The sequence below is a fragment of the Lysinibacillus sp. FSL K6-0075 genome (genome assembly GCF_038592945.1).
Taxonomy (GTDB): domain Bacteria; phylum Bacillota; class Bacilli; order Bacillales_A; family Planococcaceae; genus Lysinibacillus; species Lysinibacillus fusiformis_F.
Map to the genome: position 1 here is coordinate 2357296 of NZ_CP151947.1, position 23103 is coordinate 2380398.

Consider the following 23103-nt stretch of genomic DNA (forward strand, 5'->3'; position numbering starts at 1 on the left):
TTAAATGGTGATCACTTTGCCAGCGAGAAAGAGCGTCTTCGATTAAATGGTGATCACTTTGCCAGTGAGAAAGAGCGTCTCCAATTAAATAGTGATCACTTTGCCACCAAGAAAGAGCGTCTCTGATTAAATGGTGATCACTTTGCTACTAAGAAAGAGCGTCTCCGGTCAAATGGTAATCACTTTGCCATTGAGAAAGAGCGTCTTCGATTAAATAGTGATCACTTTGCTACCAAGAAAGAGCGTCTTCGATTAAATGGTGATCACTTGGCCACCAAGAAAGAGCGTCTCCGATCAAATTGTGAGCGTTTCCCCACTAAGTAAGAGCGGCTTCGTTACAAAGATGATCGGTTTAACACTAAGTAAGAGCGGCTTCAAACAAATTGTGATCGCTTTCTCACCTGATAAGAGCGGGTTTAAAAAAAGCAGAGCGTCTAACCACTAAGTATGATCGTCTTCAATTAAATAGTGATCACTTTGCCAACAAATACAATCAGTAATCCTCCCAATTACCATCACTTCCGCATAAAGGTACACTGAATAAACACACATTATCCATACATACACCCCATGATGGAGTGAGGAAATTTGGCAAGAACACAAAATTATGGAGAACTAAGGGTAAGTCACTTTTCATTGCGGCATAAACTATTCTATAATAGAAGTAATAGAAAGGGATGGAAGGTGGTCAAATGGACATTTGGCGATTTATGTTGTCGTGTTTGACCGTCTTAGTACTAAGTGGTTGTGCAATTTCAATCGATGAACCGAATCCGCAAGCAGAGCCTGAAGGTGAGCAAGCAGGAACGGAGCAAGATATGCCGCAGGATGAGCAACAAACAGAAGATGAGGAAAAAACATCTAAGAATATGTTGACGCAAATTTTTGAACATTTTTTTGAGCCATCAGCAGAGGATTTATCGCAAATTGATGAAGAACAAGCAAAGCAACTACATTACTTGGCACTGGGAGATTCGTTGACAGATGGTGTCGGTGATGAGTATAGTCAAGACGGTTATGTTGGAAGATTAGCAGATTCATTGCTCGCATGGCCTTCGATCTCGGATGTGGAGGTCGATAATCGGGGCAAACGTGGTAGACGCAGCGATCAGCTACTAAAATTAGTGAAAAAAGGGCATTATGATGAAGAGCTGCAAGAAGCACAGTTTATTTCCTTAACAATGGGTGGCAATGATGTCATGAAGGTCGTCAGGCAGGATTTATTTAACTTGAAGCGTGACGCTTTTGATAAGGAATTGCTGGCTTATAAAGAACGTTACAGCAAAATCGTAGAAGGCATTCGCGCAAAAAATCCGACAGTGCCCTTATTACTCATTGGTTTTTATAATCCCTTTTCGATTGTGACCAATGAGGCGAATGAATTTGATACGATTATCACAGAATGGAATAATGTGATTGAGGAAGTAGCCAGCAAGGATTCCAATGCTTGTTACGTATCAGTAGAAGATTTGTTTGATTCAAATGAAGAGCTCGTTTATCATACAGACTTTTTCCACCCCAATGCAAAGGGGTATGAAAAAATGACAGAGCGTATACTAGCAGCAATGGAGCAGTGTGGTATGGAAAAAAAGATTAACAAGGCAATAGGCTTCGAGGAGTGACAAAATGAATAAATGGAAAGTCGCGTTTTTCGCCTTAGCGGGCACAGTGCTTTTTGCAATCCTCCTCGTCGTTTTTTTAGCAACTAGACCAGTGGATGGCGTCCATGTTGCGAAGAGTTCAGCAGGTGAAAGTGAAAGCAAAGGGAATGTACTCGTGGTGCAAACCACAACAAAGGAATTAGAATCGATATCAAAAAAATATTTAAAGGATGCAGCGAAAGGCTCACCTTTACCACTTGATTTCACAATTGGGGATGATATTCAATTACGCAGCACACTAACGGTATTTTATACGGAAATCCCTATTTCCATGAATTTTGAGCCCATTGTGGATGACAAGGGGAATATTATTTTAAAACAGACGGGCATGAATGTCGGGTTATTAAACATTCCACCGGAGACGACGATGAAAATCATGCGCGATTCGGTGGAATTTCCCTCATGGATTACCGTGAATCCGAATAAAGCCGAAATTTATATTGATTTATCGCGCATTAACATTGCTTCTGGATCACGTGTACGTGCTAAAGAGTTGGACTTACCAAAGGATAAAATCTTATTGGAAATTATTGTTCCTGGTGAATAAGGAGTGAAATGAATGGCAAAGCAATATGCAACATTTGCGGGAGGCTGTTTTTGGTGTATGGTCAAGCCCTTTGACGAAACACCCGGCATTGATTCTGTGATTTCAGGCTATACAGGTGGACATGTTGTGAATCCTACCTATGAACAGGTGTGCTCTGAAACAACAGGGCACGTAGAGGCTGTACAAATCACATTTGATGATGAATTATATAGCTACGAGCAGTTACTTGCGATTTATTGGACATTGATTGACCCAACAGATGCAGGCGGGCAATTTTACGACCGTGGAGAATCCTACACAACGGCCATTTTTTATCATGACGAAGAACAACGTGAGCTAGCTGAACGTTCAAAGGCGGATTTACAAGCGTCTGGCAAGTTTGGTAAACCAATTATGGTAAAAATCTTACCAGCCACTACGTTTTATCCGGCTGAGGGTTATCATCAGCAGTATTATAAGAAAAATCCAATGCACTATGAACGCTATTCGATTGGATCCGGTCGACGAGCGTTTCAGGAGCATCACTGGGGGAATAAGCATGAGTAAAGAACAGCGTTTAAAAGAATTAACTGAAATGCAGTATTATGTGACACAGGAAAATGGTACTGAGCCACCATTTCGCAATGAATTCGATGACCATTTTGCAGAAGGCATCTACGTAGATATTGTATCTGGCAAGCCTTTATTCAGCTCACTCGATAAATACAACTCCGGCTGTGGCTGGCCAGCCTTCACAAAGCCGATTGAAAAAGAACAGGTAACCGAGCATTTCGATACATCTCACGGCATGCGTCGAGTGGAGGTACGCAGCAAAGAAGCGGATTCCCATCTAGGACATGTCTTCCCAGACGGCCCAAGTGAGCAAGGCGGCTTACGCTACTGCATAAACTCAGCAGCGCTTCGATTTATCGCAAAAGAAGATTTAGAAAAAGAAGGCTATGGCGAATACCTAGCATTATTTAAATAGTAAAGCCTAGCAAGGTAGCTCCTTGCTAGGTTTTTTTGTGTCATTATAAAGTGAGGGGGAGAAACAGCAGATAGAAGGATAGGATTCTAAAAGTAGAGGATAGAACTGAAAAAGTAGTGGATAGAATGCTGGAAGTGGAGGATAGCCCTGCGAATTAGGAAGCGAACCCGCAGATAGAAGGATAGAACGTTCAAAGTAAAGGATAGCGCTATAAATTAAAAAAGAGAACCAATCGAAAATATTGGTTCTCCCTCTCCAATTCAAAAATCTTAAACTTTAAACTCGCTTACGAGGTTGCGTAGGCTATCGGCTTGTTGGGCGAGCTCAGTGGCTGCGGCGTTGATTTCCTGCATGGATGCGGAGCCTTGTGTGGCTGCTGCTGCAGATGTCACGGTGTTGGCCGCGGATTGTTCTGCGTAGGCATTGACATGAATGAAGTCACTTGCCACCGCATTGCTATTTTCAAGTGTTGTCGCAATTTTATCCACCATGGCTGCGATGATGGATGTTGTTTCCTCGGTATGCGACAAAATATTGGCTAAGGATTGATTTGTTTCATTGGTCACTTCAACGCCTCGGATGACCGTTGTCACACCTTCATGATTTTGGGCAATGATCGATGTGACCTCATCTTGGATGGATGTGACAATCGATGTAACCTCTTTTGCTGCACTTTGGGATTGCTCTGCTAGCTTGCGCACCTCATCGGCTACGACCGCAAAGCCTCGTCCATGCTCGCCAGCGCGCGCCGCTTCAATCGCCGCATTTAAAGCGAGAAGGTTTGTTTGCTCAGAAATGGCCGTAATCGTACCGATAATGGACGTAATATCCGCCGATTTACGACCTAACGCCTCCACAGTAGACGTTGTGGAAGCCATTGTTTCTTCAATGGATTGCATCACGAGTGACGATTGTTCCACAGAACGGCTACCTTCATCGGCTGCTTGCTGCATGGCAACAGAGGCACGATGGACAGCACTCGCTTGCTCATTTAATTGGTGCATCGAATGCTCTAAGTCGCTCATTTTTTGCTGTGCACTATTCATACTGGAAATTGTATTGTCACTATCACTCGCAATATCAGCTGTCGCATCCGCAATATCCTGAATTGTACGCGCATTTTCATCTGCTAACGACATCAGCTCCTGACTACTGCTTGATACATGATCGGCCAATTCACTTACGCGTCGAATTAAGTTGGAAATCGACTCGATTAACGTATTCGTTGAGGCTGCAATAATCGAAAATTCATCACGATTACGCACATTTACTCGTCTTGTCAAATCGCCGCCAGCTTGTGCAATATCAAGGATAGAGTCATTAATCGCCTGTGTATTACGTTTCAGTGATTTAAATAGCATAAAGCCAAAAATCACAATCGCTAAAAAGCCAACGATTGATACAAGAAAGAACGTCGTGATCGAAAGGTTTACCTGCTGATTAAGCTTGTCTAATTTTGTTTTATTGGAATCGTCCATGACGGTATTGATGGTCTCGATGTTTTTATCGATATGCGTTTTCATTGTTTCCCCAGTAGCACCCATCATCAGCTTACGAGCCTGCTCAAGACCGAGCTCATCACGCATTGTCATAACTTTATCTGAATAATCAAGGTAATTTTTATAATATTGCTCGATTGCCTGCATATGACCTAGTTCCACTTGTCGATCTTGAAATTGATCTTTCAAGGCAGCCAGCTTTTTATTAATGGTATCAATTTTTAAATGATAAGAAGTGGAATAAATGCCGTTACCAGTAATCAAATATGATTGTTCTAAATTGGTCAGTCTAGCAATCTCGTAGGCAAGTTGATTCACCGTTAGTTGCTCCTGCACGTTTTTCTTTGTGAAGTCTTCCATTTGGTGCTGCAAATTTTGTATATTGACATAGGACAATATACCCATTATACCGTTAATTACAATAAGAAGTGCAAACATAATAAGCACTTTACCCCGAATTAAATGGTAAAAACGTTGTCGTTTTTCTTTAATAGGAGGGGGATTGTTCCCGGTTTCCCCTTGTGTAGAAGCTTTCCTCTTTTTAAAAAAGCTAAAAATAAAGAGAGACGGGCGTTTTTTCGCTGTATCATGAGTTTTTTTAGTCTTTTTCATCGCCATCACCTTCCTATTTTTTTAAATAGTCGATTTCAATTTTATCTTATTTTGCTAGATTTTTCTATCGTTATTTCTAAAAATTAAAATTTTTCAGATAAAATAACTATGACAAAAGTCAGGACCGACCATGAAAATAGTTCTAAAATCATAAGTGGGTAAAATATAGTAGTAGTGGAAGTTATGACGAACGCTATTTTTTTTGATACACTAGCGAAAAGCCAATGCATAAAAAGGGGAAATTGTTTGATGAAGAAAAGTTTTTATTTATATGTCCTAACCTATCGAGGTGGTGATTGGTCTGACCCTAAAGTACGCTTTGCAGAGGAAGTATTTCATGAGCATAATTTTCCAAAGCAGAGCACAGACTTTAATGAGTTGTCCGACTATATCGAAACCTACGCGACGGAAAACTTAACAATCGAGACCTTTGATTCTTTGTGGACGCTTTATGAGGAACAAGCTTAATTGTACGAAAACTATAAATAATTTTGAAGTTGCTAGACGTCTAGCATTGCGTAAATGACAGAAACACAGTATTATTTATAGTGATAACTGACAGAAAAGAGGGATTGCAGTATGAGTATTCATATTAATGCAAAAAAAGGTGAAATCGCTGACACAATTTTACTTCCAGGAGATCCACTACGTGCAAAATACATTGCAGAAACATTTTTAGAAGATGTAACTTGCTACAATGAAGTACGTAATATGTTCGGATACACTGGTACGTATAAAGGGAAACGTATTTCTGTACAAGGAACTGGTATGGGTGTGCCATCTATTTCTATCTATGTAACAGAATTAATGCAAGAATATGATGTACAAAAATTAATCCGTGTAGGTACTTGTGGTGCAATTCAAAAAGATGTAAAAGTGCGTGACGTGATTTTAGCGCAAGGAGCAACTTCGGATACACGTATGAACCAAATCATTTGGGGCGGTGCTATCGACTTCGCACCAATCGCTGACTTTGACCTATTATTAAAAGCTTACAATGCAGGAAAAGAAGCAGGTCTTAACTTACAAGTAGGGAATATCTTTACAGCAGATTTATTCTACTCAGACGAGCACCAAAACGAAAAATTAGCTCAATACGGCGTACTAGCAGTAGAAATGGAATCAGCAGCTCTTTACACATTAGCTGCAAAATTCGGCCGTAAAGCACTTTCTGTTCTAACAGTAAGTGACCACATCATTACAGGTGAAGTAACAACAGCTGAAGAACGTCAAACAACGTTCAATGATATGATTGTGGTAGCGTTAGACGCAGCAATTCAAGACTAACTCAACGTTTTATACCAATCTAATTTCATAATGAACAAAGGCAACCGACAAAAAAACCGACCATTTTTTAAGATGGACAGGGAATAGTCGGTTGCTTTTTTCTTGGGAAATTATAGGCAGATGGTTCCGGTTTTGATACCAGTAGGGCCGTTAAATCCTGGGATTGTGGCAATTACCATGTTTGTTGCTATGTCGATGACAGACACCGTATTTTCTGTTTGATTTGTTACATAGGCAAGTGTTCCATTTGGCAGGATGGTTACTTGGTCTGGAGATGATCCTACTGGAATTGTCGCAATTACCGTGTTAGTGGCTGTACTGATAACAGACACCGTATTATCGCCTTTATTCACAATGTAAACAAGTGTTCCATCAGGTGTAATAGCTGTTCCTACTGGGCCTGCTCCGACAGGGATAGTATTCACTACCGTATTTGTAGTGGCATTAATGACCGATACTGAGCCGCTATTTTCGTTTGTCACGTAAGCAAATTGTCCGCTTGGCGTGAAAACAATGGATCTAGGACGAATTCCTACAGGGATTGTCGCAATCACCGTATTGGTTGCAGTATTGATAACTGATACTGAATTTGAATTCTCGTTTGCAACATACGCAAACGCACCGTTCGGCGTAAAGGCAATACCTTGAGGTTGTAGCCCTACTGGAATCGTAGCGGTTACGGTATTGGTAGCTGTGTTGATGACAGATACAGTGCTCGATCCGTGATTGGATACATAAGCAAGCGTCCCATTTGGTGAAATGGCGACACCAAGGGGGTTAATGCCTACAGGGATGGTAGCGATTGGCAAGTTTGTGGCCGTGCTAAAAACCGTTACATTATCCGAGAAGAGCGCTGGAACATAACCAAAAGCGCCATTTGGTGTAATCGCTACTTCTAGTGGAGCAGTTCCTACTGGAATGGTAGCGACGATTGTGTTTGTTGCGGTATCGATCACAGATACTCTATTATCAGGCGTTGCGAGCTGCCCAGCATCTGTCACATAGACGAGATAATGACAGCTTGGTGGTATGGGTAAAAATGGGGGCTTACAATTACAACGACAACAAGGACAACAGCAGCGACAATGACAATTTGGATTTGATTTGAACTTGAATTTTTTAAAATATTTCTGTTCTTTCCCCACACAGGACATCCTTTCGGTCATATATGGCTACTTTATGCGTAAAGAGTTAGGCTTTTTGTACGTTTACCTAACCAATCCCTTTTCTTTGGAGAAATGAATATGTCTGCCTTGACAATAAATTCATTGAAATAGAAAAGGAAATTATCAATTCCAATAGGGGATATAATATAATTGCATAGGATAAAAGATCTTGGAGATAAAGAAGCAGATAAATTACAGGTTGAGAGATACATAGAAGAATTAAAGAAAGAGGTATATAATGCTAACCTATGAGCTTTTGGATACAAGGCTACTAGCCGATGAGGGAACGATTTGTCCTGTTATGCTGACAGGGCCGTTTCCTATGATTATCATTCCTACACAACCGATTGCCATTCGAGCAGAGAAGCGTAGTTGTCGAATAGGGAAAGGGCAATTTGTCTTGCTTCTGCATCCAGAACAGGACTTTCATATGGTCCCAAGTGAGGGAGAAGCATTTGCTCCTGTTTACTGTCTATCCTTTAACAGTTATCGATTGGCTAAACGGGAACAAGACACGCTACTTTATGTGGCTGATACAGCACATTTGCCAGGGCATGGACAGGTTATGGAATTTCCTCGATATGCGGAAGGACTGCTGAAAAATTTGATGGCGCAGTTTCAGCAGACACAAAAGGTAAGTGGTACTCCTAAGCTCCATTTGCTCCTGCATGAGTTACTCGATACGATTTTTGAAAGAAAGCGTATCGATATTAGTTTCGTGACACATGATCAAGCCATTCAGCAGGCCGTTACCTATATTAAACAGCATTTTGCAGCACCACTAACACGCTCTTTTATGGCCAATATGACTGGTTTTAATGAAAGCTATTTTTCTTCATTATTTAAGAAGGAGACAGGGTGGAGCTTTGCTGAGTACGTCAATCAAATTCGGATTGATCAGGCAAAGCGTATGCTACTCGGCACAAATGACAAATTGCAGGATATTGCATTGAAAACAGGATTCGCAGATGGCTCGTATTTGGGGAAAACGTTCACCAAGTACGTTCACCTTTCAGCTAGCAGTTTTCGCAAGAGGAGACATACAAACCGTATAGTCAGTATTCAATTTCTTGGGGCATTACTGGCTCTAAATATTCAGCCCCTTGCGACTACACGGGAGCTGCTTCAATCATCCCATCTGTTGCACAAGCATTTGCCGAATATTGTGGAGATAGAATCCTTTGATCAAATGGAAGTGTTGCGACAACTAGCCCCAGAGCTAATCGTAGCTCCCACTTATTTATATAATTACCCTGATATACTGAAAGCTCTCGAACAAATTGCCCCCGTTCTGACGATTCCTTGGGGGCAACTAGACAAGCTTGAGGAAGTGCAATTGCTTGGTACACTGCTTGGGCGAACACAGGAGGCTGAGGATTGGATGGCGAGGTTGCAGCAATCAGCTCAGGAAGCGAGAACAATCATCAAACCATTTTTAGAGCCAAACATGACAGCAGGAATCTATGAATTAGGGCACGATAATTTATGGCTGATTCCTTATCTATCCGTTCGCTCCGCCTATACTTTATATCAGCTTTTAGGACTCAGTGCGCCTCAGCGTATTCAGCAGGAGGTACTGCAAACAGGTAAACATCTGAAAGTCGAAGAACAGGACGTACCATTGTACGCGGCAAGTCATATGTTTTTAATTGTGCCGGCTGATGATACGGAATCTTTCCGTGAAAAGTTGATGCAGCGCTCTGTTTGGCAACGATTAGTGTATGAACAAGGCTGCCAACTACACTTACTGAAGCTAAATGATTTTTGGTTTGATGATGGTCTGTCATTGGAGCTTCAACTTGATGTAATGGTAAAATTGTTAACTAATCAAAGTTAAATCCAACAATTTTCCCTATACAACATCCAATTTATAGGCGTTGTCCTTGTACAAACTTGTCTTTATAATGAACATATCATCGCGAATGATAATCATTATCAAACAAGGAGGTACAATCTTGTACTTACATAAACTAGTAAAAACCATATTATTTCTTGCTTTAATCGTTATACTTACTGCCTGTGGCAATGCAAATGATAGCACGAAAACGGAGACAAATAAGGATACTTCCTCAACAGCTGAAACTTCAGACTCAGCGACAAAAATAATTAAAACGCAACGTGGAGAGCTTGAAATGCCACGTAATCCGCAGCGCATTGTAACGGATGGCTATTTACCAGAGCTACTTGTGCTAGGGGTGAAGCCAGTCGGTTCTACGCAATGGGATTTGGAGAACAAAGTCATACAGGATCAGATTGATGGAATTGAATCAACTGGAGAGCGATCATTGGAGACAATCGTTCAGCTGAAACCAGATTTAATCATCACTTGGGTGAGTGATGAAAAGATTCTTCAACAGTATGAGAAAATCGCACCAACGCTTGCGCTCCCTTATAGCTCTTCAGGTGATATTTATGAAATTATGCGTCTTTTGGGTGATGCTTTAGATAAAAAAGAGGAAGCCGAAAAATGGATTAAGCATCTAGATAAGACAGCAGAGGAAGCACGAGCACAACTTGCGGATATTGTGAAGCCAGATGACACATTTGCATTGATGGGCGTTTTCGTAGTAGATAAAGGATTTTATATTTACGGTGACGGAGGCTATAGGGGCGGTGAAGCCATTTATAAGCATCTGCAATTAAAGCCACCTGCCAAACAGGAGAAGGAAATGATAGGGAAAGAAGCCTATCGACAAGTTTCGTACGAGGTTATTCCTGAATATGCGGGCGATTATATCTTCATCGATCAGGGTGATTTGATCTCAGAAGTATGGGGTGAGAGCGAAGGACTTTGGAAATCACTAGACGCTGTGAAGAATGACCGAGTGTTCAAGCTAGATCCAGATTTATTCTGGGGCAATGATCCCATTTCATTAGAGCTGCAAATCAAAGAAGTTGTAAAAATGTTGACGAATAAACAATAAGAATGAAATAAACCCTTAAAGGTCACTCATGATGAGTGGCCTTTATTGTTGGAAGATCATTACATAGCTTTGTAAATACTATTTACATTATAGCTAATAAAACAAATGATCCATCGCTGAAAAGATTTTCTTTATTTGCTTTGACTAGATAGTATTTAAAAATCAAATTTATTACATGCGTTTCTCTAAAGTTTCTTCGATATCATGCCATTCATACACTAATTCTTCTACTACTTTCCCACCAATTGTAATTTCTAAACTTTTTATAAGATTCGCACCATAATGTTCATAAAAATGACGTGTTTTATTCTTAGCTAAGACTTCAACAAATATAGTTTGATAGTTCTTTTCATGAAAGTAGTGAAAGATTGCCTTCAACAATTGTTTTCCTATCCCTTTCCCGTGATAGTCTTCTAACAGATAGAGCGTTTCTAGATAATTGGAATTAGGTGTGGGGTTTGAGTCTCTTTTACTTGCAGATGTGAAGCCAATAATGTCGCCCAATTCATTTTCAGCTACTAGAACATACTTGGTTTTATCGGCAAGTTGTTGCGTCCATAATTGCGTTCTTTGTTCGTAGGATAACTTACTTAAATATTCAGCTGGCACAATATGTTTATAGGTTGTTCGCCAACTATCAACATGCACTTTTCCAATGCCTTTCGCATCTTGTATGGTTGCCTTTCTAACGATCAATTTTATCACCTCCTATGTAAATCTTTATAAATGGAATTATAACATGTTCTACAGTTTATTTACTAAATAAGGTAAAATATGAAATGTATAGGTTTATAGAGGAGGGTATTCTTGAAAAATAAGTATATGTGTACTATTCAAATTAATTTAGATGGTGGAGATATTCAATTTGATGTGTCAAATGATGAACAATTATTTAGTTTTAGATCTGGTTTAGCCTTTATAGCCATCCCACAATTTTTCTCCACGCTCACCAGTTTTTATCAAGGGAATACAAATCAAGTAACGATAGATTGTCATGGATACTTTGATTACTATATTTTTTCCAGTGATGGTGAATACATATTAATTAAACATAAAAGTCATTATCCTATCGAAAGAATAGTTAATTATCAATTTACGCTTAGGGAGTATATGGAGGCTATAGAGCAAGGTTTCAAAAAATATTTGGTGCAGTTAGAGAATGAAGGTATCTTCCCATTTAAAGATCAAGCATTTGCGCATCCTTTAGGAGAGGATGTTTTAAATGCTTTTTATAACTTTTCTTCACTATTAAAAGCTTGAATAGCATAGTAAAAGGAGAAAGAACATTGAAAAGAGTGATGATGGTAAGTTTCTTGTTTGTTTTAGTTTTCTGACTGGGATGTTCAAATGAAGAACAACAATTTGAACATTTTTTTCAGCAAAAAATGACGGAAATGCATCTAGGTGAAAAAAACTTTACGTATTCCCTCGTTCAGAAAGAGTTGAATGTCGTTCATGAAGGGGATGCCATTGCCATTTTCTTAGAACAGAAAGATCAGGAAGAAAAAATTTATATTGCTTACTTTGAAAAAGAAAAGAATCAGTGGGAATGGATACAAACGAGGGGAGCTAAGTGGCATTCTCCTGTACAATGGTCTGCGATGAATAGTGAACCCTATATCTATTCAGGTACAATAGACGACAATTCAATTGTTGAGATTTATGTAGGCGATGAATTGGCGAAGCTCCTTCCCATTGAAAACGATCAACGATTTTGGTATGCCATTAGTCCCATTCAAGATGTAAAGGTGAAGGCCGTTCATGAGAATGGAATAATAGAAATGATTGAAGAAATAAATCATGAGAAGTTTTAAAGAGTTTTTTTACATTAGAATATTTTTAGTGAAGGAGAGATGAAATAATGAAAAGTTTAGGCTTACTAATAGCAGCTCTTTTGGCAGTAAGTGCAGTCTTTATTTATAGTAATAAATTATTTTATCCTCCTTTGCCGATCGATTCCCTTACACCAAAGGAAGCCATACAAAAATTAAATACATCCCCCTTTGATGTAGTGGCGCTCTCCAATGATAAGAAGGCAACTTGGTATCTCACAGCCATTTCAGCTAGGGGCATACAGAAGGTGGACGAGGACATTCAGCAAATGATGGCTAATGAAGGATGGGCATTACTTGAAAAGGAGGGGAGCGGGCTATTTTTTGAAAAAAATGGGGAACGTTCCATTGTGACAACGGAAATGTGGACGAAGCAGTATGTGCTTGTTCAAATTCAGAAATGAGGTGCCCTTTGGAAGTATGGGATATCTACGATAAAAACCGAAAAAAAACAAATAAGCGTCAGCAGCTGAAGATTACCATATCGTTGTGCACGTATGGATTCGTAATAACAAGGGAGAATTCCTTTTAACAAAAAGACATCCCAATAAACATTATCCTCATTTATAGGAATGTCCTGGTGGCTCTATAGTAGCTGGTGAAAGCAGTCTGGATGGGGCTATTCGAGAGGTGGAAGAGGAAATAGGGATACAATTATTGAGGACCAATGGACAATTAGTAAAGAGTGAACGTCGTGATTGTTTCAATGATTTTTACGATGTTTGGTTGTTTGACCAAAGCTTTGAAATGAGTGACACCATACTTCAAGAGGAGGAAGTGACAGCGATTCAATGGGTCACAAAGCTAGAGCTTGAAAGAATGCTTCACGCGAATAACATAGTACCGACACTTAGCTACTTTACGTCCATTTAACAGCTGAAGTCTTGATTGATATTGCCAATTCGATTGATTATCCAAAGCAAAAGTATTAGCCCTTCTAGTTTTTATTTTTCAGCTCTTCTCGTAATTTCTTTATTTCCTCAGTTTGCTCCAAAATAGTATTGTGGACTCGTCTAATCGAATCATATATCGCCAAAATCCCAGCAAAAATAACAATGACAAATAATAATTCCATCTTGCACCTACTTTCTATTTTTACAATCATTGTAACAGGAATTTCCAAATGAATGAAGAAATAGTTAGGTGGAGGTGCTTGTCATGCAGAGGTATGTTTATCATATGGTTCCAAGGGAAATGGTCGGTCAGGAGCTCATGCCATTAAATAGGCTAGGGGCAAAGTATCCACATTTATATGAACGCTATACGAAAAAGTATTTTGACCATCCTGAGCGAACGAAATTGCTGTCAAGAGAAATCCCTCAATTAAATTGCTTGTGGAATGATGTTGTCCATTTTCTACCTATCCACCCTAATTATATTTATAAGAAGTTAACAGAGCTAGGTATTGAAACGAAAGAAAACCTTATGTTTTATCAAATTCCAATCCAAAAACTGACAGCTAATCAAAATGCGATGTACATGTATTCGAAGGAACACTATAAAGGGCCAGCAGGGGCAATCGCTATAAAGGATATTAAACCACTGTCAATAGATGATTATAGGGAACTGGAACAGCTACCTTCAGCAACCATTGACTATTTCCAAACGGAGAAAGAAAAAGGCAAGAACTTTGGGCTTTTTGCGTATATTCCGCATCTCTTAAGCTTAGGCAATGTCAACGTAGATGAGGCGGAAATCATTACATGGAATCACTTCAATCCTAAATGAGGTGGAAAAAGAAATAGGGTATGTCGAGTAGTTGGCTACCCTTAAATGTCTTAATTTCTCCCTCCTACTCATTAGCTATGATTTCTATTAGACTGTCGAAATACGAGTTGAAGCAAATACACAATCAGTCGAAAAATGAGTAGATAAATAAAAGCTTCAATCAAGCTTGTTGCTAGTATCATTACATAACGACCGAAATCTTCTAATTCATGGAAAGTATATTTTTGTATGTGCCAATCAAAAAATAATGCTTTGTAACTCGTCCCCAAAAAGATGGGTATGAAAAGTAGCCAATAAAAGAGCGGTAAACTAAATTTATAGCCTTTAACCAGCAAGGGACTCCCTCCTCAACTTTTAAGTCATCATAACATAAAAGATAATGTTTTAGTATATTATGGAAGTGTTAAAACGTTATTTACAAATATAGTAATTTAAAGGTATTATTAGTAAGTTAAAATGACGCCTAAGAAAGGTAGAATTCCATGAAACTGATTCAATCAAGCAAGATTCAACCCGAAGTGAAGATATTATTATCCTATGCCACTTCTGAAAAGAAAGTGGAGAAGGAATATTCATTGTATATGGCATATCCAGAAAGAGTGTTGTATGGCTATACCATCGAGCAAGATTTAGTCGGTTGTATAGGAATCGTTAAAGGAGAGGCAAATCGCTGTGAAATTAAACATATTGCCGTATCGCCCGCTTTTCGTGGAAAAGGTATTGGACGTGAGATGATTCGGTATGTAGAAGAACATCATGCTTTTTCTTCTATTTATGCAGAAACAGATCAAGAAGCCGTACTCTTTTATAAAAATCTCGGCTTTCACATTACGAGTTTAGGAGAAAAATACCCTGGGGTGGAGCGTTTTGCCTGTCTATTAACCTGCACTACATAATGGTCAATTCGTTGTACTGTCGATAAACGTCCACTTATATGCTTTTTACGACCTGTTATTTGTTTGTGTTAAGAGATAGGAAATTGCAATGGTACGCTAGCATAGAAAGGAGCTATAAAAATGAAAAAGAAATTGTGGTTGATTGTATGCGGCTTGGCATTATTCATAGCGGGCTATTCGATTGTTCAATATTTACTATTCGATGCACGGCAGGCGGGATTTGTTCAATTAAAGCTCATGCTTAGTGCTAAATTGAATTCATTTTGGTATATGATGCTCTATATACATATTGTATTCGGTGTATTAGCCCTAGTCATCGGTCCTTTTACATTGTCATCAAAGTTACGAGAGAAAAATGTGAAACGCCATAGAATATTAGGCAGTATTTATATAGTCAGTATTTTATTTGGTGGCTTGGCAGGACTTTATTTAGCACTGAACGCAACAGGGGGCTGGGTAGCACAACTAGGCTTTGCTTTATTATCTATAGGGTGGCTCATCACCATGTTTCAAGCGCTGGTTCATATTAAAAAAAGAAATATCCAAGGCCATCAGAAATGGATGTTAAGAAATTATGCTTTAACCTTTGCAGCTGTCACATTACGAATTTGGCTACCTTTGTTTACGGTATTATTTGGCTTTGATCATTTTCAGTATAGTTACGCCGTTATCGCCTGGCTATGCTGGGTGCCCAATTTCATCGTGATGGAATGGTATATCCAGCGTAAGCTCCATGCATTGATGGACAATCGACATGTAACCAAGATGACTTGACTTGAATATCTTCTTTGAGCATTGGGATTAAATAGAGCCTAATGCTTTTTATTTTAATTCGTATTCAAATACATGCAAATTGTCCTTTTGATCTACTGTAGCGAGAAGGACATCTTTTATTTCTAGGTTATGGATTGCTTTCAGTTGACCCTTCAACCATTGCTCAGAATGCTTGGTTTTGTTTAGCTCATGGTAATCAATTTTTCCCTCTTTAATAAGAACAATCGGAAGAAAAAAGGGTTCCGGCTGTAAATTCATATCTGCACGTGTCGGTGTTTGATAGGGCGTGTGTAAAAAACTAGAAATCGATCCGTCTGGTTCCCACAATGCCAGCGCTACATTTTGAACCTCTTCAATTTTTTCCTTTCTTAGCTCGGATAAAAGCAAATCTACAGAGATTCTAGCCTTCCGTAAGTTGGCGTTAATAATTTGCCCATTTTTAATAAGGGGAATTGGCGGTGAGTCTATCAAATGGCGAAAGGCTATCCATTTTAGGCTTATAAAAACACCGATAAGGTATAACAAAACTAAAACGGTCATGGTAATCATGGAACCCTTCATTCCTAATCCTTCATCAGATAGGGGGTGTGCGATAATATTCCCAAGTGTGATGGCCATGGCAAAGTCCAGTAATCTTAACTGAGAAATAGAACGCTGCCCCATAATTTTTGTCGCGAAAAGTAAGAAGAAAAAAGCGATAATGGCTCGGAGAATCCATTGAATCGCCGTAAGTGATTCTTGACTATGAAAAAATTCCACAGTGACACATCCTCTTTTTTCTTATTGTTTCCTTCCGTTACATGATTATGCGGATTCATGATTGAAACGAAATAGACTTGTAAAAATATGTTCAAAACGATATGGTTAAAATAAAAAATCTATTATTTAGTAATTTTAAGAAAATCAGGAGAATACTTATGCAAACAAAATTACAACATATCGTAATGGAAATACAAGAGAAGGTTGATTTTTCTGGTACAGTACTAGTGGAAAATGAGGAGAAGGTTGCCTTAGTCAGCCAAAGCTTTGGCTATGCGAATCGCTCAGAACAAATCGATAATCATGCTAAAACTCGTTTTGGCATTGCCTCTGGCTGTAAAATTTTTACCGCAGTCGCTATTTGTCAGCTTATTGAAAAAGGGAAGCTCTCTTTTGACACGAAATTAAGTGATTGTCTGCCCCCACATTTTAAGCACTTCGATGAGCAAGTAACCGTTGCTCATCTGCTAACACATACTTCGAGCATACCCGATTATTTTGATGAGGAAGAAATGGCGGATTTTGAAGCGTTGTGGGTTGAAAATCCGATGTATCAGCTTCGAACATTGCGTGATTTCTTACCTTTATTCCAGAATCGACCGATGAAGCATAAAGTAGGTGAGAAATTTCATTACAACAATGCAGGATATATTGTATTAGGATTAATCGTAGAGCATATCGCTGGGATGGATTTTTCCGATTACATTCAGCAACATCTATTCGATCGGGTGAATATGACGGAATCTGGCTATTTTTCGTTTGATTCTCTGCCATCTAATACAGCGTTAGGGTATATAGACAACCCAGACGGGACCTGGAAAACCAATATCTATTCATTACCTGTAAAAGGTGGTTCTGATGGGGGAGCATTTGTCACAGGGAAGGATATGGCAAAGTTCTGGTGTGCGCTCATGAACTTTGAGCTTTTAAATGAAGATTTAACGAATCAGCTGCTTTTACCTCATGTAGAAATAAATGAAAATGATGGTTATGGCTATGGTGTATGGATTAAGAAGAACAGTGAACAAGCTATACTAAAATACCATGTAATGGGATATGATCCTGGGGTGTGCTTCCATTCAGCTTATTATCCTGCGTCGTCCATCAAAGTTGTCATTTGTTCCAATAAATCAAAGGGAGCTTTTGATATGATGAAAGGAATAGAGGCTACCTTATAAAAGAATAGGGCTTGTCTGTAAAAAAGATTACAGACAAGCTCTTTAAGTAATGCCACCATATATATTACAATAATATTCGACCTCAATAATATGAGGCGAGGATACACCATTGTATGAATAGTAGCCACCGATTGTAATATTGTAAGCACTGCCTTGATCTTTAATGGCAGGGTCATATCCTGTTTGCGTCCAGTTGCCTTCGCCCTGTTCAATTTTTGACGACAATGAATGCATAAACGAGAACAACTGTCTTCCACCAGGAATATCCTTGCTTAGTTGGGTGTCAAATGAACCATCAACACGAATGATCGTTTGATGTGATCCCATATGTAATTTCACTAATTTTGGTACTTTTACTGGTGAAAAAATTTCCTTATTATCAACCACGACAAATGAAGTGTCGATTCTTCCTTTTAACATGTCCTCAAAATCATTTAATTCAAGCCAATAATCCGCTGAAAATGTTGTAATGGGATCTAGTTTAAAGCCTGTACCATACTCTTCATTTAATTGATTGACAATCGTCGAATATTCTTTATAGTATTGTTCCTTCTGTGCTAGCGTCAAAACTAATGGAATAGGTGCGATGACAGATTCCTTTTCTATTAGTTGTTCATCGACTGATGTAGATTGTGGTGAGGCTGCTTCGTTATCATTATTACAGCCTGTAAGGAAGAGGGCTCCTAGTACAAAGCCTGTCACCAAATATTTTTTCAACACCTTCACCTCCATAAAATGAAAAGTACTTCTATTGTATCATACATAAATGCGTATATTTTCATTTATTTGGTAAATTATTAGTTTCGTAGTATATTGTAGAGAGAAGAACAAAGGAGAGATAGGATGGCACTATTAAAAGAATATTCGAGCAATCCTTGTTGCGAGGTAGAGCTTAACATTATATTGGTGAACGAGGGAAGTGTAAGATTCCGCATTGAATTTCGCTATGGACCAGCTTTCCCAGCCATACATACTGAAATTTATTGTTTAAAAAGAGATTTTCTTCAATTATTAGAAGACATGACGCAATTGAAGCCTACCCATTTAAGTATGCTGGAGCCGCATGATCCTGGACTATGCATCTATCATATCCCTCATTATGGGCAATATTTTTACCCTGGATATGGTATTTTTCAAATCCCTGAGGAGGAGAGGGAGGAAGCAGCGCCTCGTTATAAATTAATGTTTGTCCTAGATGCCTATGAGAGGAATCATTACGGAGCAAGAGAATGTGGCCCTGCATTATGTATAATCGTGACGATGGAACAAATCCAAATGTTCGTTAACCGTTTGCAGGCAGATGTAACGAATTTTAATGGAAGTTACTAGAAGGGGATAGGGTGGTCATTGATCTTCCTCCTCTAAAACGATGCTGTAGGAAAGATTGAGGCGATCACATACCCAGTTTTCAAATAGCTGATCGATTTGCTTTTCGTTTCATCGCTAGGTAATTGCTCATTTATCCCTAATTGCTCAAATAAAAATGTTTCCTGGATTTGCTCTTTATACTTGGTATTGAAGGCAAAAGTAATGATTTTAGACACGTGATTTTCCTCCGTTTTTCTGGCGTGTGCGACTATGGTCGAATAATAAGAAATTGTATGTCGTTCTTATTTTCAGTAACGAAGCTTTTTTTCTTTGGGGAAAAAGAATAAAAAATGCTGTCGGCTGAATTGTCATTAATATATATTGTGTAATTCGTATGATGCTCTAGCAATTGCTTTAATTGTTGAATGATTTGTTCGTTCGGTGCTTCAGCTTTTGTTTCTTTGTCTAATTCAAGAGCAATCGCTGTTATCATAGCCTGAATATCTTTTTGGCTTGCAGGACGATTTAATTTTTCCTGCCTAGATAAAATAGCATCTATTTCTTCAGGCGTAAGATCTCGTTCAGCTATGTTTTTTCCTCCTCTCCAATTAATCTTTCTGTTAAAAAAGTAACTTAATAGTAGAATTATAAATGTTAAAATTTAGTATAAACTTTTGTACATATTGGTGCAATAGCTACTATTTTAAGGAGCGGTGTACTTCTGTTTTTTTTGCTTCTTTTGTTTATAGGCAATATAAGAAGTTTTTAAAGAAGCATAACTCCCAATTGCTGCATAGCCATAAAACCAGCCCATAAACAGTCCAGCAAGAAGATTATGGCGATGGCTGATGAAAACAGAAATGAGTAAGCCGACGACTAATGCAATGGACGGAACCCAGAAAGGCTTAATATGACATATTTTCTTGATGAGTTGTGTAATCAACATCACGACAGGTACTGCAATGACGGCATCCCAAAAATTTGTATGTATGAGTGGAAAATGTTCCATTTCGTGCACCTCGCATTGACTGATTTAGAACTTATTGTGGTCAAGTTGGCTGATTTTATGCAGAAGCATGTTGAGAACTCGTAGAGGATTTGTATAGAGTATGTTCAGATGGCTGTGTTAGTCTTAACCTGTCGGGATGCGCAAGCAAACTAACACGCACAAAAAGGACAGGGTCATTTGGCCTTGTCCTTTTAATAAGATGTCATCTAATGGAAATAAAGATTGAAATCGTTCGTTGCCAAATGTAAAATTTGATTAACAAATCCATGATAAAAGAGGTATACGATGTTTCCTATATTACATACTGAACGATTAGTGTTAAGAGAATTGGCGAGTCCTGATGCACAAGCTCTCCTTGATTGCTTTTCGAATCCTGAAGTTTTACGTCATTATGGACAACAACCTTTAACGAATTTAGTACAGGTGCAACAAATCATTAAAAATTTTGCCAACAATTTTACCGAAAAACGCGGTATTAAATGGGGCATTGCATTAAAGGAACAAGAAGGGATTATTGGTACAATCGGCTTTCAAGAATGGTCAATAGAGCATCGAAGAGCGGAAATCAGCTACGCACTTTTCCCTGAATATTGGGGAAAGGGCTATGCTCAGGAAGCTGTGAAAAGAGCCATTTCCTATGGTTTTGAAGAGATGGATTTAATACGAATTGGTGCCATTGTGTTTAAAGAAAATGAAGCTTCTAATCTGTTATTGCAAAAAATAGGCTTCGAACAAGAAGGCTTATTAAAAAAATATATGCATCAAAATAATGTGCCACATGATACCTATATGTATTCACTGATAAAATAAAATGGAGACCAGATTCCTAAGAGGGCATCTGGTCATTTACTAATGGTTTCTGTAAATGTTTTTCGTCCTGGATTGATTTTGGCTACTTCCACATGAATTTTACTAATGGAATCCTCTGATAAAGGAATTTTTCCATCCTTCTCGAACTTTTTCCAAGCCTTGACGTTATCGCGATAGAGATATTCTGACAAACGATAGATATCGACATCTAATTTTAAGCCTTCTTTATAGGTTTCATGAATTTCCTTTTTCACCTCTGCAATAATAAGCTCTTCCAGCTCTTTTTCGGTTACTTTCCCTTTAAAACCATTAATGGTCGCATTAATTCTCAATTCGACTTCAAATGTAACATCCTCTTGTTTGACAAGTGGATTCACATCGACATGTATTTTCTCAATACTGACCGTTAGCTCTTCCTGGTCATCGTTGTTTAATTGAAAGGTAATTTCCCCTCGATTTGTATAGTTATGCATCCATTGACTGCCGCGAGCAGCATTGTCTTGTACAAACCCCTTAAAGCCATCTTTCGATAGAACACCAACTCCTGAAAAATAGGTTTCTTCCACCTGCTCCTCATCGGTTTGCCAATCGTCTTTAATGGACACATAGGGAATTGTTACTTCATGACTTGGTTCATTTAAACCGATGACAACATCTCTTAAGTCTTTTGGTTCGATAAATGTTTCTTGTTCTGTTGGGTTGATTGGGTTACTTAATTTTGATGAGGATAAAGAATTTCTTAAGATAGGTGTGACAAGCAGTATTTCATCGACTGGATTTTTTGTACAATACACCCATATTTGATACCTTGTATCCCGAAAGCGTATAAATGTATCAATGACTGGAATAATATGTTCATTTTCCATAGCCCGCTCTGAAAAGACAATAAAGCGCATATGCCCCCAAAAAATTTCCTGGTCCGAGGAACGATACAATTTGTAAATCGCTTCTTCTATTGTTTTTCCTGTGGCACGCCCGACTTCAGCAGGGGCCACATTTGCACTTGGCTGTACAGATTTCGCAACATCGGCGAAATTAATCACTTGTAAATAGACAATATACTCGTCGTTTTCATAGTCTACACCTACTGCATTGATATAGTACATTCTTTGTGGCTCCGTAATATCCCAGCATCCAGCGAGTAAGGTTGTCAATCCGATGATCATTAACAATTTGAAATAGGTTTTCATGGTTTCTCCACTCGAATAGCTCTACAGTTATATTTTATAGTGTTAGCTTAGACAAAAGATGGCTTTTTTATAAAGAGCCTGCAGCTTAAAGAAGATTTAGGAAATGATATCCAATGAGGCTTGTTTCAGGTATGATCAGATAAAAGAGGTGAGAACTGTGACTCGTATTGCTTATTGTCTTATGAATACATTTACGACAGAGCTGTATAAAGGGAATCCCGCAGCAGTATGTCTCTTAGATGAAGAACTTTCTGAGGAGACCATGCAAAAAATTGCACAGGAGATACCTGTTCCGACAACAGCCTTTATTGAAAAAAAACAGCATGATTTTTCGCTCAGATGGTTTACACCGCATATGGAAATACCCATTTGTGGTCATGGCACCCTTGCTAGTGCTTTTGTGCTTTGGCAGCAGGGAATAGTGGCTAAGGAGCACACGATTACATTTCATACGGCTAGTGGTCCCTTACATGCCAAGTGGCAACATGAACGAGTGGAAATCGCCATTAAAAAGTATCAAATTGAAGCTATCGCATGTCCTTCCGCATTGGAGGACTGGTTAGGAGGGAAGCCCATCTTTGTTGGGAGGACCGAATTGGATTATATTGTGGAAGTAAGCAATGATGACCTTATTGCCCACTTTGCACCAGATTTTTCTGCGATGAAGCAGTTTCCTGTTAGAGGGATATGTCTAACTAGTCAGTCGAAGGAAGAGGGCATTGATATCGTGTCTCGCTTTTTTTCTCCAGCACAAGGCATTGACGAAGATCATGTGAATGGGTCTAGTCATGGTGCACTAGGGCCTTATTGGGGGGAGAAATTAACCAAACAACAGCTTGTAAGTAAGCAGCTTTCCAAACGGGGTGGTGTAATTTATGTGACACCTCATCACGACAGGGTTACGATTGCAGGCGAAGCAGTTCAAGTATTGCAAGGAGAATTAAGCATCTAGATAC

Annotated in this window: 29 protein-coding genes; 19 read left to right on the forward strand and 10 right to left on the reverse strand. The window is 38.9% G+C overall.

Features of this window, described 5'->3' with window-relative positions:
- Positions 1 to 692 precede the first annotated feature (692 nt).
- From MHB65_RS11540 to msrB, 4 genes are read left to right on the forward strand one after another with little or no spacing between them, the layout of a single operon-like run.
- Positions 693 to 1622 (forward strand): GDSL-type esterase/lipase family protein, encoded by a 930-nt coding sequence (locus MHB65_RS11540; RefSeq protein WP_243456161.1) that lies wholly within the window; start codon positions 693 to 695, stop codon positions 1620 to 1622.
- A 4-nt stretch (positions 1623 to 1626) separates the two neighbouring features.
- The gene (locus MHB65_RS11545; RefSeq protein WP_205443351.1) at positions 1627 to 2208 is read left to right on the forward strand and encodes a YpmS family protein; all 582 of its coding nucleotides are present in this window, start codon (positions 1627 to 1629) and stop codon (positions 2206 to 2208) included.
- A 12-nt stretch (positions 2209 to 2220) separates the two neighbouring features.
- The gene (gene msrA / locus MHB65_RS11550) at positions 2221 to 2754 is read left to right on the forward strand and encodes a peptide-methionine (S)-S-oxide reductase MsrA (RefSeq protein ID WP_342443571.1); all 534 of its coding nucleotides are present in this window, start codon (positions 2221 to 2223) and stop codon (positions 2752 to 2754) included.
- Positions 2747 to 3175, forward strand: a complete 429-nt coding sequence (gene msrB / locus MHB65_RS11555) for a peptide-methionine (R)-S-oxide reductase MsrB (protein WP_205443354.1) — start codon at positions 2747 to 2749, stop codon at positions 3173 to 3175. Before msrA ends, msrB begins: the two co-directional genes overlap by 8 nt.
- Before the next feature lie 269 nt (positions 3176 to 3444).
- Here msrB and MHB65_RS11560 read toward each other — a convergent pair whose 3' ends face one another.
- Positions 3445 to 5286 carry a methyl-accepting chemotaxis protein gene (locus tag MHB65_RS11560; RefSeq protein WP_342443572.1) on the reverse strand — a complete coding sequence of 614 codons (1842 nt, stop codon included), beginning with the start codon at positions 5284 to 5286 and terminating at the stop codon, positions 3445 to 3447.
- Between the two features lie 249 nt (positions 5287 to 5535).
- On the opposite strand from MHB65_RS11560, the gene MHB65_RS11565 reads away from it, so the two are divergent.
- Together MHB65_RS11565 and deoD are read left to right on the forward strand one after the other, a co-directional pair.
- Positions 5536 to 5754, forward strand: a complete 219-nt coding sequence (locus MHB65_RS11565) for a YozE family protein (protein ID WP_205443357.1) — start codon at positions 5536 to 5538, stop codon at positions 5752 to 5754.
- Between the two features lie 111 nt (positions 5755 to 5865).
- On the forward strand, positions 5866 to 6573 hold the full coding sequence (gene deoD / locus MHB65_RS11570; RefSeq protein WP_342443573.1) for a purine-nucleoside phosphorylase: 708 nt from the start codon (positions 5866 to 5868) through the stop codon (positions 6571 to 6573).
- 110 nt (positions 6574 to 6683) lie between these two features.
- On the opposite strand, the gene MHB65_RS11575 is transcribed toward deoD, so the two are convergent.
- Positions 6684 to 7718 carry a beta-propeller fold lactonase family protein gene (locus MHB65_RS11575; protein WP_342443574.1) on the reverse strand — a complete coding sequence of 345 codons (1035 nt, stop codon included), beginning with the start codon at positions 7716 to 7718 and terminating at the stop codon, positions 6684 to 6686.
- Positions 7719 to 7977: 259 nt separating this feature from the next.
- Between MHB65_RS11575 and MHB65_RS11580 the strand changes: the two genes are divergently transcribed.
- Positions 7978 to 9576 carry a helix-turn-helix domain-containing protein gene (locus MHB65_RS11580; RefSeq protein WP_342443575.1) on the forward strand — a complete coding sequence of 533 codons (1599 nt, stop codon included), beginning with the start codon at positions 7978 to 7980 and terminating at the stop codon, positions 9574 to 9576.
- A 118-nt stretch (positions 9577 to 9694) separates the two neighbouring features.
- Positions 9695 to 10663, forward strand: coding sequence for an ABC transporter substrate-binding protein (locus MHB65_RS11585; RefSeq protein WP_342443576.1), 969 nt, complete (start codon positions 9695 to 9697; stop codon positions 10661 to 10663).
- Positions 10664 to 10834: 171 nt separating this feature from the next.
- On the opposite strand, the gene MHB65_RS11590 is transcribed toward MHB65_RS11585, so the two are convergent.
- On the reverse strand, positions 10835 to 11359 hold the full coding sequence (locus MHB65_RS11590) for a GNAT family N-acetyltransferase (RefSeq protein ID WP_342443577.1): 525 nt from the start codon (positions 11357 to 11359) through the stop codon (positions 10835 to 10837).
- 111 nt (positions 11360 to 11470) lie between these two features.
- Here MHB65_RS11590 and MHB65_RS11595 point away from each other — a divergent pair, with 111 nt between their 5' ends.
- The 4 genes from MHB65_RS11595 (at position 11471) to MHB65_RS11610 (ending at position 13368) form a co-directional block, all read left to right on the forward strand.
- Positions 11471 to 11923, forward strand: a complete 453-nt coding sequence (locus tag MHB65_RS11595; RefSeq protein WP_342443578.1) for a hypothetical protein — start codon at positions 11471 to 11473, stop codon at positions 11921 to 11923.
- Between the two features lie 134 nt (positions 11924 to 12057).
- Positions 12058 to 12477 carry a hypothetical protein gene (locus MHB65_RS11600; protein ID WP_342443579.1) on the forward strand — a complete coding sequence of 140 codons (420 nt, stop codon included), beginning with the start codon at positions 12058 to 12060 and terminating at the stop codon, positions 12475 to 12477.
- A gap of 47 nt (positions 12478 to 12524) precedes the next feature.
- Positions 12525 to 12899 carry a hypothetical protein gene (locus tag MHB65_RS11605; protein ID WP_342443580.1) on the forward strand — a complete coding sequence of 125 codons (375 nt, stop codon included), beginning with the start codon at positions 12525 to 12527 and terminating at the stop codon, positions 12897 to 12899.
- 226 nt (positions 12900 to 13125) lie between these two features.
- Complete coding sequence (locus MHB65_RS11610; protein WP_342443581.1) at positions 13126 to 13368, forward strand: hypothetical protein; 243 nt, start codon at positions 13126 to 13128, stop codon at positions 13366 to 13368.
- 64 nt (positions 13369 to 13432) lie between these two features.
- Here MHB65_RS11610 and MHB65_RS11615 read toward each other — a convergent pair whose 3' ends face one another.
- Positions 13433 to 13570 (reverse strand): hypothetical protein, encoded by a 138-nt coding sequence (locus MHB65_RS11615; RefSeq protein ID WP_342443582.1) that lies wholly within the window; start codon positions 13568 to 13570, stop codon positions 13433 to 13435.
- A gap of 83 nt (positions 13571 to 13653) precedes the next feature.
- Here MHB65_RS11615 and MHB65_RS11620 point away from each other — a divergent pair, with 83 nt between their 5' ends.
- The 3 genes from MHB65_RS11620 (at position 13654) to MHB65_RS11630 (ending at position 15893) form a co-directional block, all read left to right on the forward strand.
- A complete protein-coding gene (locus MHB65_RS11620) occupies positions 13654 to 14223 on the forward strand; it encodes a group-specific protein (protein ID WP_342443583.1) in 570 nt (189 codons plus the stop codon).
- A 482-nt stretch (positions 14224 to 14705) separates the two neighbouring features.
- A complete protein-coding gene (locus MHB65_RS11625) occupies positions 14706 to 15119 on the forward strand; it encodes a GNAT family N-acetyltransferase (protein ID WP_342443584.1) in 414 nt (137 codons plus the stop codon).
- A 120-nt stretch (positions 15120 to 15239) separates the two neighbouring features.
- Positions 15240 to 15893 (forward strand): DUF2306 domain-containing protein, encoded by a 654-nt coding sequence (locus tag MHB65_RS11630; RefSeq protein ID WP_342443585.1) that lies wholly within the window; start codon positions 15240 to 15242, stop codon positions 15891 to 15893.
- A 48-nt stretch (positions 15894 to 15941) separates the two neighbouring features.
- Here the strand turns inward: MHB65_RS11630 and MHB65_RS11635 are convergent, their stop codons facing one another.
- Positions 15942 to 16652, reverse strand: coding sequence for a DUF421 domain-containing protein (locus tag MHB65_RS11635; RefSeq protein WP_342443586.1), 711 nt, complete (start codon positions 16650 to 16652; stop codon positions 15942 to 15944).
- A 158-nt stretch (positions 16653 to 16810) separates the two neighbouring features.
- Here MHB65_RS11635 and MHB65_RS11640 point away from each other — a divergent pair, with 158 nt between their 5' ends.
- Complete coding sequence (locus MHB65_RS11640; protein WP_342443587.1) at positions 16811 to 17830, forward strand: serine hydrolase; 1020 nt, start codon at positions 16811 to 16813, stop codon at positions 17828 to 17830.
- A gap of 42 nt (positions 17831 to 17872) precedes the next feature.
- Here the strand turns inward: MHB65_RS11640 and MHB65_RS11645 are convergent, their stop codons facing one another.
- Positions 17873 to 18550, reverse strand: a complete 678-nt coding sequence (locus tag MHB65_RS11645; protein ID WP_342443588.1) for a hypothetical protein — start codon at positions 18548 to 18550, stop codon at positions 17873 to 17875.
- 123 nt (positions 18551 to 18673) lie between these two features.
- Here MHB65_RS11645 and MHB65_RS11650 point away from each other — a divergent pair, with 123 nt between their 5' ends.
- Complete coding sequence (locus MHB65_RS11650; RefSeq protein ID WP_342443589.1) at positions 18674 to 19159, forward strand: hypothetical protein; 486 nt, start codon at positions 18674 to 18676, stop codon at positions 19157 to 19159.
- Between the two features lie 32 nt (positions 19160 to 19191).
- On the opposite strand, the gene MHB65_RS11655 is transcribed toward MHB65_RS11650, so the two are convergent.
- From MHB65_RS11655 to MHB65_RS11665, 3 genes are all read right to left on the reverse strand, one after another.
- Positions 19192 to 19374: a hypothetical protein gene (locus tag MHB65_RS11655; protein ID WP_342443590.1), complete on the reverse strand. Its 183-nt coding sequence runs from the start codon at positions 19372 to 19374 to the stop codon at positions 19192 to 19194.
- Between the two features lie 32 nt (positions 19375 to 19406).
- On the reverse strand, positions 19407 to 19631 hold the full coding sequence (locus tag MHB65_RS11660) for a hypothetical protein (RefSeq protein WP_342443591.1): 225 nt from the start codon (positions 19629 to 19631) through the stop codon (positions 19407 to 19409).
- Positions 19632 to 19841: 210 nt separating this feature from the next.
- A complete protein-coding gene (locus MHB65_RS11665) occupies positions 19842 to 20147 on the reverse strand; it encodes a hypothetical protein (RefSeq protein WP_342443592.1) in 306 nt (101 codons plus the stop codon).
- A 285-nt stretch (positions 20148 to 20432) separates the two neighbouring features.
- On the opposite strand from MHB65_RS11665, the gene MHB65_RS11670 reads away from it, so the two are divergent.
- Positions 20433 to 20957, forward strand: coding sequence for a GNAT family protein (locus MHB65_RS11670; RefSeq protein WP_342443593.1), 525 nt, complete (start codon positions 20433 to 20435; stop codon positions 20955 to 20957).
- Positions 20958 to 20989: 32 nt separating this feature from the next.
- On the opposite strand, the gene MHB65_RS11675 is transcribed toward MHB65_RS11670, so the two are convergent.
- The gene (locus MHB65_RS11675) at positions 20990 to 22147 is read right to left on the reverse strand and encodes a Ger(x)C family spore germination protein (RefSeq protein WP_342443594.1); all 1158 of its coding nucleotides are present in this window, start codon (positions 22145 to 22147) and stop codon (positions 20990 to 20992) included.
- A 157-nt stretch (positions 22148 to 22304) separates the two neighbouring features.
- Between MHB65_RS11675 and MHB65_RS11680 the strand changes: the two genes are divergently transcribed.
- Positions 22305 to 23099: a PhzF family phenazine biosynthesis protein gene (locus tag MHB65_RS11680; protein ID WP_342443595.1), complete on the forward strand. Its 795-nt coding sequence runs from the start codon at positions 22305 to 22307 to the stop codon at positions 23097 to 23099.
- Positions 23100 to 23103 lie beyond the last annotated feature (4 nt).

Excerpts from the sequence above, each read along its gene's own strand:
- MHB65_RS11540 (WP_243456161.1), top strand. The coding sequence starts at position 693 with ATGGACATTTGGCGATTTATGTTGTCGTGTTTGACCGTCTTAGTACTA.
- MHB65_RS11545 (WP_205443351.1), top strand. The coding sequence starts at position 1,627 with ATGAATAAATGGAAAGTCGCGTTTTTCGCCTTAGCGGGCACAGTGCTT.
- msrA (WP_342443571.1), top strand. The coding sequence starts at position 2,221 with ATGGCAAAGCAATATGCAACATTTGCGGGAGGCTGTTTTTGGTGTATG.
- msrB (WP_205443354.1), top strand. The coding sequence starts at position 2,747 with ATGAGTAAAGAACAGCGTTTAAAAGAATTAACTGAAATGCAGTATTAT.
- MHB65_RS11560 (WP_342443572.1), bottom strand. The coding sequence starts at position 5,286 with ATGAAAAAGACTAAAAAAACTCATGATACAGCGAAAAAACGCCCGTCT.
- MHB65_RS11565 (WP_205443357.1), top strand. The coding sequence starts at position 5,536 with ATGAAGAAAAGTTTTTATTTATATGTCCTAACCTATCGAGGTGGTGAT.
- deoD (WP_342443573.1), top strand. The coding sequence starts at position 5,866 with ATGAGTATTCATATTAATGCAAAAAAAGGTGAAATCGCTGACACAATT.
- MHB65_RS11580 (WP_342443575.1), top strand. The coding sequence starts at position 7,978 with ATGCTAACCTATGAGCTTTTGGATACAAGGCTACTAGCCGATGAGGGA.
- MHB65_RS11600 (WP_342443579.1), top strand. The coding sequence starts at position 12,058 with ATGCATCTAGGTGAAAAAAACTTTACGTATTCCCTCGTTCAGAAAGAG.
- MHB65_RS11605 (WP_342443580.1), top strand. The coding sequence starts at position 12,525 with ATGAAAAGTTTAGGCTTACTAATAGCAGCTCTTTTGGCAGTAAGTGCA.
- MHB65_RS11615 (WP_342443582.1), bottom strand. The coding sequence starts at position 13,570 with ATGGAATTATTATTTGTCATTGTTATTTTTGCTGGGATTTTGGCGATA.
- MHB65_RS11620 (WP_342443583.1), top strand. The coding sequence starts at position 13,654 with ATGCAGAGGTATGTTTATCATATGGTTCCAAGGGAAATGGTCGGTCAG.
- MHB65_RS11625 (WP_342443584.1), top strand. The coding sequence starts at position 14,706 with ATGAAACTGATTCAATCAAGCAAGATTCAACCCGAAGTGAAGATATTA.
- MHB65_RS11630 (WP_342443585.1), top strand. The coding sequence starts at position 15,240 with ATGAAAAAGAAATTGTGGTTGATTGTATGCGGCTTGGCATTATTCATA.
- MHB65_RS11640 (WP_342443587.1), top strand. The coding sequence starts at position 16,811 with ATGCAAACAAAATTACAACATATCGTAATGGAAATACAAGAGAAGGTT.
- MHB65_RS11650 (WP_342443589.1), top strand. The coding sequence starts at position 18,674 with ATGGCACTATTAAAAGAATATTCGAGCAATCCTTGTTGCGAGGTAGAG.
- MHB65_RS11660 (WP_342443591.1), bottom strand. The coding sequence starts at position 19,631 with ATGATAACAGCGATTGCTCTTGAATTAGACAAAGAAACAAAAGCTGAA.
- MHB65_RS11665 (WP_342443592.1), bottom strand. The coding sequence starts at position 20,147 with ATGGAACATTTTCCACTCATACATACAAATTTTTGGGATGCCGTCATT.
- MHB65_RS11670 (WP_342443593.1), top strand. The coding sequence starts at position 20,433 with ATGTTTCCTATATTACATACTGAACGATTAGTGTTAAGAGAATTGGCG.
- MHB65_RS11675 (WP_342443594.1), bottom strand. The coding sequence starts at position 22,147 with ATGAAAACCTATTTCAAATTGTTAATGATCATCGGATTGACAACCTTA.